At 63.6% G+C, this 10,784-nt stretch carries 9 protein-coding genes and 1 pseudogene; 1 reads left to right on the top strand and 9 read right to left on the bottom strand.

All coding sequences use genetic code 11. The features are described 5' to 3' along the window. Nucleotides 1–17: 17 nt before the first annotated feature. Nucleotides 18–377: pseudogene (locus D886_RS0124725) on the top strand (contractile injection system protein, VgrG/Pvc8 family); the annotation flags it as partial. A 257-nt stretch (nucleotides 378–634) separates the two neighbouring features. Here D886_RS0124725 and D886_RS0124720 read toward each other — a convergent pair. From D886_RS0124720 to pedH, 9 genes are all read right to left on the bottom strand, one after another. Beyond that, nucleotides 635–2,362, bottom strand: coding sequence for a NahK/ErcS family hybrid sensor histidine kinase/response regulator (locus D886_RS0124720; RefSeq protein ID WP_027596455.1), 1,728 nt, complete (start codon nucleotides 2,360–2,362; stop codon nucleotides 635–637). Further along, a complete protein-coding gene (gene ercA / locus D886_RS0124715) occupies nucleotides 2,346–3,509 on the bottom strand; it encodes an alcohol dehydrogenase-like regulatory protein ErcA (RefSeq protein ID WP_027596454.1) in 1,164 nt (387 codons plus the stop codon). Before ercA ends, D886_RS0124720 begins: the two co-directional genes overlap by 17 nt. An 89-nt stretch (nucleotides 3,510–3,598) precedes the next feature. Then, nucleotides 3,599–4,768 carry a pyrroloquinoline quinone biosynthesis protein PqqE gene (gene pqqE / locus D886_RS0124710; protein ID WP_371098639.1) on the bottom strand — a complete coding sequence of 390 codons (1,170 nt, stop codon included), beginning with the start codon at nucleotides 4,766–4,768 and terminating at the stop codon, nucleotides 3,599–3,601. Next, the gene (gene pqqD, locus D886_RS0124705; protein ID WP_027596452.1) at nucleotides 4,719–4,991 is read right to left on the bottom strand and encodes a pyrroloquinoline quinone biosynthesis peptide chaperone PqqD; all 273 of its coding nucleotides are present in this window, start codon (nucleotides 4,989–4,991) and stop codon (nucleotides 4,719–4,721) included. The genes pqqE and pqqD overlap by 50 nt, the downstream gene beginning before the upstream one ends. Beyond that, nucleotides 4,988–5,740 (bottom strand): pyrroloquinoline-quinone synthase PqqC, encoded by a 753-nt coding sequence (gene pqqC, locus D886_RS0124700; RefSeq protein WP_027596451.1) that lies wholly within the window; start codon nucleotides 5,738–5,740, stop codon nucleotides 4,988–4,990. The genes pqqD and pqqC overlap by 4 nt, the downstream gene beginning before the upstream one ends. Before the next feature lie 31 nt (nucleotides 5,741–5,771). Continuing rightward, a complete protein-coding gene (gene pqqB, locus D886_RS0124695; protein WP_027596450.1) occupies nucleotides 5,772–6,686 on the bottom strand; it encodes a pyrroloquinoline quinone biosynthesis protein PqqB in 915 nt (304 codons plus the stop codon). 53 nt (nucleotides 6,687–6,739) lie between these two features. Continuing rightward, nucleotides 6,740–6,811 carry a pyrroloquinoline quinone precursor peptide PqqA gene (pqqA, locus tag D886_RS28105; RefSeq protein ID WP_003253598.1) on the bottom strand — a complete coding sequence of 24 codons (72 nt, stop codon included), beginning with the start codon at nucleotides 6,809–6,811 and terminating at the stop codon, nucleotides 6,740–6,742. A 229-nt stretch (nucleotides 6,812–7,040) separates the two neighbouring features. Next, nucleotides 7,041–8,561, bottom strand: a complete 1,521-nt coding sequence (locus D886_RS0124690) for an aldehyde dehydrogenase family protein (protein WP_027596449.1) — start codon at nucleotides 8,559–8,561, stop codon at nucleotides 7,041–7,043. Between the two features lie 135 nt (nucleotides 8,562–8,696). Beyond that, nucleotides 8,697–10,511 (bottom strand): PQQ-dependent alcohol dehydrogenase PedH, encoded by a 1,815-nt coding sequence (gene pedH / locus D886_RS0124685; RefSeq protein ID WP_027596448.1) that lies wholly within the window; start codon nucleotides 10,509–10,511, stop codon nucleotides 8,697–8,699. Nucleotides 10,512–10,784 lie beyond the last annotated feature (273 nt).

The raw sequence follows: 10,784 nt of genomic DNA, 5'->3' as shown, positions 1-10,784 counted from the left end.
AGCCTGTAGACCGCAACATCGTCTTGTACCACGCCAACAGCGGTGGCGATCAAGCCATACCCTGCCTTCGTCGCTTGCGCTACAGCGAGCAGGTGCGCACCGCTCGCCAGGTTCAGCGCGACTACACCTTTACCAACCCAGCCTACCGCCAGGAACACAGAGCTGCAGGGCCCTTCCTGGAGCATCAGTCCAAGGAGTACGAATACTTTGATTACCCGGGCCGCTATAAACGCGATGCCGTGGGCAAGCCGTTCACCGATAACCGCATCACCGCGCTTCGCCATGATGTACGCAATGCCGAAGTCCAAGGTGAAGATGTTCGCCTGCAACCGGGCCTGAGCTTCACCCTGACTGGGCACCCTCGTGACAATCTCAACACGCCTCGTCAGTAGCAGACTACGAAGCTCTGCTGCCGTGGGACTGCTCGCCAGAGACGCCACGGTAAGCCGTTAACCCACTGCTTGGGGAGGTGGGGTTTGTGGACCGCATACGTATAAAGCAGGCTTGTCGAACTGAAGTGGAACGAATTCGCTTGGGTTCAGATTGTGGGTCAGGGTTGTGCAGGATTGCCTGGGCGACTGAGTGGGCTGTTATTGGGGCCGCCGCGCAGCGGACCCTTTGGCCCCAAACCGCCCTACCCCAACAACTGGCTCAACACCGCCCGCAACTTCCCCGGTTTGACGGGCTTGTTCAGCAGCGGCGCGCCAAGCTTCTGCAAGGCGCGCCGGCACTGATCGCTGCGGTCTGCGGTAATGATCACCGCAGGAATGGCGACGGCAAAATGCTCGCGCAAATGCCTGACCACCTCGCAACCCACAACGCCGTGGTCCAGGTGATAATCCGCCAGGATCAACTCCGGCGCCTGCCCCCGCAAGGCCAACAGGGCACCGGCCTGGTCGGTCGCAGTCACCACCTCACAGCCCCACTGCCCAAGCAGCGCGCCCATGCTTTCGAGGATGCTCACTTCGTTGTCCAACACCAGCAGCCGGCGGCCGGGTAACGGGTTTCCGGCGCTGGCTTGCGGCATCGCCGGGTGAGCAGGCAGCGGCATTTCTGTGCCGATCGGTACCTCGATGCTGAACATCGAGCCACGCCCCGGCCACGACCGTACCTGGACGCGGTAACCGAGAATCTTGGCGATCCGCTCGACGATAGCCAACCCCAGGCCCACGCCTTTGCGATCGGCAGCACGGCCGACGTCCAGTTGGTTGAACTCAAGGAAAACGGCCTCCAACCGATCTTCGGCAATGCCCCGCCCGGTGTCCCAGACCTCCAGGCGCAAGTGGCTGCCGCGACGCCTGGCCCCGAGCAAGATCTTGCCTTCGTCGGTGTAGCGGCAGGCGTTGCTGAGAAAATTGCGCAAAATCCGTGTCATCAGCCGCAGGTCGGTGTTGATGGCATAGTCGCCAATGTGCGCCCGCAGCTTCAGCCCTTCAGCGTCCGCCACCGAACTGAACTCCGAGACCAGCGGGCCAAACAGCTCGTCGAGGCGGTACAAGGCCACGTCGGGCTTGACCGCCGCCTGATCGAGCCGGGAGATGTCCAACAGGTCGGTCAGCAGGTCTTCGGCACCCTCCAGTGCCTGGTGGGTGCGCTCCACCAGCACCTGCTCCGCCTCCGGCAACTGCCGTTCGCGCAGGGTCGAGATCAGCAGGCGGGCGGCATTGAGCGGTTGCAGCAGGTCATGGCTGGCAGCAGCCAGGTATTTGTCCTTGCTGCGGTTGGCGGTTTCGGCGGCGTCGCGGGCATCGCGCAGGGCGCGGGCAATCGCTTTACGCTCGGTGATCTGCTGCTGCAGGTTGCGGTTGGCCTCGAGCAGTTCATCGGTCCGCGCGGCGACCCGTTGTTCGAGTTCGTCGTTGAGTTGCTGCAGGTGCTGCTGGGCCTGCTTACGTTCGGTAATGTCGGCGACAAAGCCTTCGACCAGCCCTTCGTGGCCAGGCTTTAGCAGCAGGTTCATCAGCACATCGAGGTGGCTGCCGTCGCGGCGCCGCAAGCGGGTTTCGTAGCCGTGCAGGCTGTGTTCGCGGGCGAGCGTCGCAGTGATCGCATGCAGCTCTTCGGCGCCGCCTACAAACAGGTTGGCGGCCAGGTCCGTCAGGGAAAACAGCACCGCCTGCGGGCTGTCGTAGCCAAGCATGCGCGCCAGCGCGGGGTTGGCGGCGCGCATGCCTTCTTGCAGGCTGGCCTGGAAAATCCCGTGGACGGCATTTTCGAACAGCCATTTGTAGCGGTTGCGTTCGGCCTCCAGCTCGTCCAGGCGGGCTGCCAGCTCCGGGTAATGGCTCTTGCGTGCCGAGTGGTCGCCCAGCCCCAGCAGCCCGGCGAGCGCCCGCTGCTGCTCGTCAGAGGGCCTCGCCATAAACGACCTCGACATCACGCTGGCTCGACGCGCGGGGGTTGGTGAGGATGCACGGGTCATCCATCGCATGTTGCGACAGGAACGGGATGTCGGACGTACGCACCCCATGCAGGCCCAGGGTTTCGTGGAAGCCGATCGCGTGCTTCAGGGCAATCAGGTGCTCCACCAGGCGCCCGCAGATCTGCCGGTGGTTAAGCCCGCGGCAGTCGATGCCGAACACCTCGGCAATCACCTTGAAACGCTCGGGTGCCGAGCTGTAGTTGAACGCCACCACGTGCTCCACCAACACCGCGTTGCACAAGCCGTGGGGCAAGTCGAGGAAGCCGCCCAGGCTGTGGGACATGGCGTGGACCGCACCCAGAATCGCATTGGAAAACGCCAGCCCGGCCTGCATGCTGCCCAGCATGATCTTCTCGCGCAGGGCGATATCGGTCGGGTTGGCGATCATCTGCACCAAATTGCCATTGATCAAGCGCATGGCTTCCAGCGCATGCGGGTCGGTCAACGGCCCGTGGCCGGTGGACACAAACGCCTCGATGGCATGCACCAGCGCATCGATGCCAGTGCAGGCAGACAGGAATGGGTCCATGCTCAGGGTGGTTTGCGGGTCGATCAGCGAGACGTCGGGCACCACCGCCTTGCTGACGATGGAGAACTTCATGCGCTCCTGCTGGTTGGAAATGATCACGAACTGCGACACGTCTGCCGAGGTGCCGGCCGTGGTGGGGATGAGGATCAGCGGCGGGCTGGGCACGCGGATCATGTCCACCCCTTCGAACTCGAGAATACTGCGCCCGTGGGCGACCACGATGCCGATCGCCTTGCCGCAATCCATCGGGCTGCCGCCGCCGACGGCAACGATCACGTCACAGTGGTTTTCCCGGTAGATCTCGGCGCCGAGCATGACCTCTTCGACCCGCGGGTTGGGCGACACGGCCGTGTACAGGCAGTAGTCGATGCCTTGGGCCTGCAGGCTGGCCTCGACATCCGCCACCCAGCCCGCAGCGATTACGCCGGGGTCGCTGACCACCAGCACCTTGCGCGCACCGAAGGTCTTGGCGTAATTGGCGACGTTGTGCCGGCAGCCGGCACCAAAGATGATTTCAGGCGAAACGAACTTGCGAAGCGGGCTGAAACTCTGGCTCATTGGTAAGCCTGTTCTTATTGTTCTGGAAGGTAATCGCCAGCGTAAAGCATCCCGCAGCGAAAGCAACCAGACCAAAGCGGGGGCCCGGCTTAGCCACGAAAAATCAGCCGCGACGCCTGCTCGTTGCGCAGGGTCAGCTGCGCCATGCCCTGCCCCGCTGTTTGCGCTTGCTCCCGGGCCTTGAGGATCACCCCGTGGTGCGGCGACTTGCTGCACACCGGGTCGGCATTGGCGGCATCGCCGGTGAGCATGTACGCCTGGCAGCGGCAGCCGCCCAAGTCCTGGTGTTTTTCATCGCACGAGCGACAAGGCTCCTTCATCCAGTCATTGCCACGGTAGCGGTTGAAGCCAAAAGAATCGCTCCAGATGTGCTCGATGCTGTGCTCGCGCACGTTGGGGAAGGCCACCGGCAACTGGCGGGCGCTGTGGCACGGCAGCGCAGTGCCGTCTGGGGTGATATCGAGAAACAGGTTGGCCCAGCCGTTCATGCAGGCCTTGGGGCGTTCTTCGTAGTAGTCCGGCGTGACGAAAATCAGCTTGCACGGATGCCCCTGGGCCTCCAGCCGCTGGCGATACGCTTGAGTAATGGCTTCGGCCCGCTGCAATTGCTCGCGGGTCGGCAGCAGGCCGGCACGGTTGAGCTCGGCCCAACCGTAGAACTGGCAGGTCGCCAGTTCCACGAAGTCCGCCTGCAACGCCAGGCACAGCTCGATGATGTCGGCAATCTGGTCGATATTGTGCCGATGGGTCACGAAGTTCAGCACCATCGGGTAACCCTGGGCCTTGACTGCCTTGGCCATCGCCAGCTTCTGGGCGAACGCTTTGCGCGAGCCGGCCAGCATGTTGTTGACCGCCTCATCTGCGGCCTGGAAGCTGATCTGGATATGGTCGAGCCCGGCGACCTTGAAGTCGCGGACTTTCTGTTCGGTCAGGCCAATACCCGAGGTAATCAGGTTGGTGTAGTAGCCCATGTCCCGCGCGGCCTTGATCAGCTGCGCCAGGTCCTGGCGCACCAGCGGTTCGCCGCCTGAAAAGCCCAACTGCGCGGCGCCCATCGCCCGCGCTTCGCGGAACACGCGGATCCACTCGTCAGTGGTCAGCTCCTGGCCATGTTGGGCAAAGTCCAACGGGTTGGAACAATACGGGCATTGCAAGGGGCAGCGGTACGTCAGCTCCGCCAGCAACCACAGCGGCGGCCCCGGGCGGGTGTCATTCGATCCAGTGCTTGCCACGGGCCACCTCCAGAAACGCCAGCACATCCTCGTCCAGCCCCTGTACATCGGGGAAGCGCTGCGCCAAGCCGTCGATGATCGCCGCTACGCACCGTTGGCCGTCCAGCAACTCCAGCACCCAACCGGCGCTGGCATTGAGCTTGATCATGCCCTCGGGGTACAGCAGCACATGGCAATCCTGGCGCGGCTCCCATTGCAGGCGGTAGCCGCGGCGCAACCCCAGCACCTGTTCGCCATCGATCAGTTTCACAGGGCGATCCCCCGATGCCAGACGTTTTCCTGGGTCACGCTGTGATAAGGCGGCCGCTCCAGCTCATACGCCATGCTCATGGCATCGAGCATGCTCCAGAGCACGTCGAGCTTGAACTGCAGAATCTCCAGCATCCGCTGCTGGCCGGCACGCGTGACGTAATACGCCAAGGTGATACGCAGGCCATGTTCGACATCGCGCCGCGCCTGGCCCAGGCGTGTGCGGAAGTAGTCGTAGCCGGCGGCATCGATCCACGGGTAGTGCTGGGGCCAGCTGTCCAGGCGCGACTGATGGATCTGCGGCGCGAACAGTTCGGTCAGCGAGCTGCTGGCAGCCTCCTGCCAGCCTGCGCGTCGGGCGAAATTGACGTAGGCGTCCACGGCAAAACGCACCCCAGGCAGGACCATCTCCTGGGAGAGGATGCGCTCACGCGTCAGCCCGACCGCCTCCCCCAGGCGCAACCAGGCTTCGATACCGCCTTCGCTGCCCGGCGCGCCATCGTGGTCGAGCACCCGTTGCAACCATTGCCGGCGCACTTCCCGGTCCGGGCAGTTGGCGAGGATTGCCGCGTCCTTGAGCGGGATGTTGACCTGGTAGTAGAAGCGGTTGGCAACCCAGCCCTGAATCTGCTCACGGGTCGCACGCCCGGCATACATCGCCTGATGAAAGGGGTGGTGGATATGGTAATAGGCGCCCTTGGCACGCAAGGCCGCTTCGAATTCAGGGGGTGTCATGGGGGTGTCGGTCATTGCGGTTCTCCAGGGCACGCGGTGCCTGCCCTTACAGCGTGATAGACAAGCCGTCGTACGCCACTTCAATCCCCCGGCGATCCAGCAAGGCCCGTTCGGCCGAGTCTTCATCGAGGATCGGGTTGGTGTTGTTGATGTGGATGAGGATCTTGCGCTGGCGGCTGAAGCCCTCCAGCACCTCGAGCATGCCACCGGGGCCACTCTGCGCCAGGTGGCCCATTTCGCTGCCCAGGCTTTGGCCGACTTCGCACACACGCATCTCGTCGTCGCGCCACAGCGTGCCGTCCAGAAGCAGGCAGTCGGCATGGCGCATCCAGCTCGCCACCTCGGCATCGACCTGCCCCAGGCCCGGTGCGTAGAACACCGAGGCACCGGTGCGCCGGTCCTCGATGAGCAGGCCAATGGTGTCGCCCGGCTGCGGGTTGCCGCGGTTGGGCGAATACGGCGGCGCGTTGCTCAGCAACGGGATCGCGCGAAATTGCAGGTTTGGGCAGGCAGCGATGCGAAACGGTTCGCGGTCCAGGCCGATGCATTGCCACTGCAGGCCACCGTTCCAGTGCTTGAGCAGGGTGAACAGCGGGAAACCGCTACTCAGGTCTTCACGCACCCGCTCGGTGCACCACACCGTGTGCGGGCAGCCTTCGCGCAGGCTGAGCAGGCCCGTGCAATGGTCGATCTGGCTGTCCAGCAGCACTACCGCGCCAATTGCCGTGTCGCGCAGGCGGCGCGCCGGTTGCAAAGCGGGGAAGCTTTCGAGCTGGGCGCGGATGTCGGGTGAAGCGTTGCACAGAATCCACTGCTCGCCATCGTCGCTCACCGCGATCGAAGACTGCGTGCGCCGCTGCGCCCTCAGGCTGCCATTACGCACACCGGTGCATTGACGACAGTTGCAGTTCCACTGCGGAAAACCTCCGCCAGCGGCGGAGCCGAGAACACGAATGTGCATGGACAACGATCCCCAGAGAAGGAACGGCCATCGCTACGATGGCCGCAGAGCCATCAACGATTGGCGAAATACATCGTCACTTCGAAGCCAATGCGCAGGTCGGTAAAGGCGGGTTTAGTCCACATGGGGCAGTCCTCTTCTTGTGCCGGGCAATTCCGGTAGAGGCATTAATGCACGGGGGGCGGCGGGGCCGAATGCTACTTTGGAACGAACTTGCCGCGTGCGTTGGTAGGGGGTGACGCGGGCTTTTACCCACACGGGTGACGCACGCGGGGAGGCGCCCACCCAGAGCCCTCCCCACGTGCGTCGTTGCATCCAGGCCTGGCGGCACCCTACCGCCGGGCCTGTGTGCCCTTAGAAGAAGCCCAGCGGATTGATGTCATAGCTCACCAGCAGGTTCTTGGTCTGCTGGTAGTGGTCGAGCATCATCTTGTGGGTCTCGCGGCCCACGCCGGATTTCTTGTAACCGCCAAACGCAGCATGCGCCGGGTACAGGTGGTAGCAGTTGGTCCACACGCGGCCAGCTTTGATCGCCCGGCCCATGCGATAGGCGCGGTTGATGTCACGGGTCCACAGGCCTGCGCCCAGGCCGAACTCGCTGTCGTTGGCGATGGCCAGCGCTTCGGCTTCGTCCTTGAAGGTGGTCACGCCCACCACCGGGCCGAAGATCTCCTCCTGGAACACGCGCATCTTGTTGTGGCCCTTGAGCAGGGTCGGCTGAATGTAGTACCCGGTGGCCAGGTCACCGTCGAGCCGCTCGGCAGCGCCGCCGGTGAGCAACTGCGCGCCCTCCTCCTTGGCAATCTCCAGGTAGGAGAGAATCTTGTCGTATTGCTGCTCGGACGCCTGGGCACCCACCATGGTGTCAGTGTCCAGCGGGTTGCCACGGGTGATCTTGGCGATCTTCTTCATCACCTCGGCCATGAACGGCTCGTAGATCGATTCCTGGATCAGCGCCCGCGACGGGCAGGTGCACACCTCGCCCTGGTTGAAGAACGCCAGGACCAGGCCTTCGGCGGCCTTTTCGATGAACGCAGGCTCGGCCTGCATGATGTCTTCGAAGAAGATGTTCGGCGATTTGCCGCCCAGCTCGACGGTAGACGGGATGATGTTCTCGGCCGCGCATTTCATGATGTGCGAGCCCACCGGGGTGGAGCCGGTAAAGGCGATCTTGGCAATGCGCTTGCTGGTGGCCAGGGCCTCACCGGCTTCACGGCCAAAGCCCTGGACAATGTTCAACACACCTGCTGGCAGCAGGTCGGCGATCAGCTCGGCGAAAATCGTGATCGACAACGGGGTCTGTTCAGCGGGTTTGAGCACCACGCAGTTACCGGCGGCCAGGGCCGGGGCGAGCTTCCAGGCGGCCATCAGCAGCGGGAAGTTCCACGGGATGATCTGCCCGACCACACCCAGGGGTTCGTGGAAATGGTAGGCCGTGGTCAGCGCGTTGATCTCTGCCGCCCCACCTTCCTGGGCACGGATGCAGCCGGCAAAGTAACGAAAGTGGTCCGCCGCCAGCGGCACGTCGGCATTGAGGGTTTCGCGCACGGCCTTGCCGTTGTCCCAGCTTTCGCTGACGGCCAGCACTTCCAGGTTTTGCTCGATGCGGTCGGCGATCTTCAGCAGCACCAGGGCGCGGTCTTGCACCGAGGTTTTGCCCCAGGCGTCGGCAGCGGCATGCGCGGCGTCAAGGGCGTGGTCAATGTCCGCGGCGGTGGAGCGTGGGAATTCGGCAATCGGCTGGCCATTGACCGGCGAGCTGTTGGTGAAGTACTGGCCACCGGACGGCGGCACGAACTCGCCGCCGATGAAATTGCCGTAGCGGGGTTTGAACGACACGATGGCGCCTGGGGTTCCGGGTTGTGCGTAGATCATGCTGAGCCTCTGCGGGTCGATGCCTGTCCAACGACAGGCGATGGACCGATGGTAAAAAGCCCCGCGTGCCAGACGTATGCATCGTTGGCAGCGGAGCTCTCGTCATTTGGTAGTAGGGCCGCAAGCGGCCCGGTGTCAGCTTTGCGGCTTGGCGCTGGGTGCTGGCGCCTCGGCACTGGCCGCTTGCTGCAGCTGTTTAGGCAACTTGAAAGTCCAGAGCATGCCGCCCTGGTTGAAGTCCTTCACCCGCTTGGCCACTTCGCCGCCCCACAGCGGCACCGCGCCGCCCCAGCCAGACAGCACCGAGACGTACTGCTCGCCGTCCATTTCCCAGGTCACGGGCGAGCCAAGTACGCCGGAACCCGTCTGGAACTCCCAGACTTTCTCGCCGGTCTTGGCGTTGAATGCCTGCAGGAAACCTTCCGGCGTGCCGGTGAACACCAGGTTGCCTTTGGTGGTCAGCACCCCGCCCCACAATGGCGCAAAGTTCTTGTGGCGCCACACTTCCTTGCCGCTGACGGGGTCGATGGCGCGCAGCACGCCGATGTAGTCTTCGTTGAGCGGTTTGATGGTGAAACCGGCCCCGAGGAACGCCGCGCCCTTCTTGTAGGCGATCCCTTCGTTCCAGATGTCCATGCCCCATTCGTTGGACGGTACGTAGAACAGCCCGGTGTCCCTGTTGTAGGCCATGGGCATCCAGTTCTTGGCGCCGAGGAATGCCGGTGCGACGAACACGGAACTGCCCTTGGCCTCAGTGCCCGGTGCCCCTGGCCGGCTGGCCTCGTTGTAGATCGGGCGGCCATTCTTGTCCAGGCCGGTTGCCCAGGTGATCTTGTCGACGAAGGGGAAGCCGCGGATGAATTTGCCATTGGTGCGGTCCAGCACGTAGAAGAAGCCGTTGCGGTCCGCGGTTGCGGCGGCCTTGACCTCCTTGCCGCCGTCCTTGTAGTTGAACGAGATCAGTTCGTTGACGCCGTCGAAATCCCAGCCGTCATGAGGCGTGCTCTGGAAGTGCCATTTGATGGTGCCGTCGTCCGGGTTCAGGGCCAGGCGCGACGAGGAATACAGGTTGTCGCCTGGGCGCAGGTGGGAGTTCCACGGCGCCGGGTTGCCGGTGCCGAACAGCAACAGGTTGGTTTCAGGGTCGTAGTAACCGCCCAGCCATGGCGCTGCACCACCGGTCTTCCACAGGTCGCCGGGCCAGGTCTTGCCCGCCTCGCCGCCCGAGATACCGTTCTCGATGGCCTTGCCGTCTTTGTAGACGTAGCCCATGTGCCCTTCCACGGTCGGGCGCATCCACAGCAGTTCGCCGTTCTCCGGGTTGTACGCCTGGATCTTGCCCACCACGCCAAACTCGCCCCCGGCCACACCGGTGATCAGCTTGCCGTTGACGATCATCGGCGCGGCGCTGATGGAATAGCCTTCCTTGTGGTCGGCGACCTTCTTGCTCCAGACCACCTTGCCGGTGTCTTTGTTCAGGGCCACCAGCTTGGCATCCAGGGTGCCGAAGAACACCAGGTCGCCGTACAGCGCCACGCCGCGGTTGATCACGTCACAGCAAGGGCGGATGTCATCTGGCAGGCGCGCATCGTATTGCCAGAGTTTTTTGCCGGTACGGGCGTCGACGGCGAACACCCGCGAGTAGGAGCCGGTCATGTACATCACGCCGTCCTTGATCAGCGGCTGGGCCTGCTGGCCGCGCTGCTTTTCACCGCCGAACGAAAAGGCCCAGACTGGCCGCAGTTCCTTGACGTTGCCGACATTGAGCAGGTCCAGCGGGCTGTAGCGCTGGCCCTGGACCCCCAGGCCATTGGTCACGATCTGCTGCGGGTTTTTCGGGTCCTGGAGGATTTCTTCATCGCTGACAGCGGCCTGTGCCGCGCCGGACAGCAGCATGGCGCTGAGCACCAGGCTCACGGCGAACAAGGGACGACGTGGGGATCGGGTCATGACGGCTACCTTTGGTTTTTTTGTTGTGCCCGGGAAATTTTCCCGGTGTGCCGAGAATTCTTGTGCCCGACCTGCTTGCCAACAATTGCCCGCAATGTGGAGTTTTCTAGTTCCTTGGTACAGGGGCTGCCCTCACGCGGCCCGGTGTAGGAGCGGCCTTGCGTCGCGAAACGGCTGCGAAGCAGCCCCAGCAATTTCAGCGGTGATGCAGAAATCCCGGGGCCGCTTCGCAGCCCTTTCGCGACGCAAGGCCGCTCCTACAAATAGGCCGAG

This window comes from Pseudomonas sp. LAIL14HWK12:I7, from assembly GCF_000483465.1.
GTDB lineage: Bacteria > Pseudomonadota > Gammaproteobacteria > Pseudomonadales > Pseudomonadaceae > Aquipseudomonas > Aquipseudomonas kermanshahensis.
This window is presented reverse-complemented; position numbering and strand designations above follow the sequence as displayed.

Bases quoted from the DNA above. Each gene is read 5' to 3' on its own strand.
- D886_RS0124720 (WP_027596455.1), bottom strand. From the start codon at position 2,362: ATGGCGAGGCCCTCTGACGAGCAGCAGCGGGCGCTCGCCGGGCTGCTG.
- ercA (WP_027596454.1), bottom strand. From the start codon at position 3,509: ATGAGCCAGAGTTTCAGCCCGCTTCGCAAGTTCGTTTCGCCTGAAATC.
- pqqE (WP_371098639.1), bottom strand. From the start codon at position 4,768: ATGTGCTGGCGTTTCTGGAGGTGGCCCGTGGCAAGCACTGGATCGAAT.
- pqqC (WP_027596451.1), bottom strand. From the start codon at position 5,740: ATGACCGACACCCCCATGACACCCCCTGAATTCGAAGCGGCCTTGCGT.
- pqqB (WP_027596450.1), bottom strand. From the start codon at position 6,686: ATGCACATTCGTGTTCTCGGCTCCGCCGCTGGCGGAGGTTTTCCGCAG.
- D886_RS0124690 (WP_027596449.1), bottom strand. From the start codon at position 8,561: ATGATCTACGCACAACCCGGAACCCCAGGCGCCATCGTGTCGTTCAAA.
- pedH (WP_027596448.1), bottom strand. From the start codon at position 10,511: ATGACCCGATCCCCACGTCGTCCCTTGTTCGCCGTGAGCCTGGTGCTC.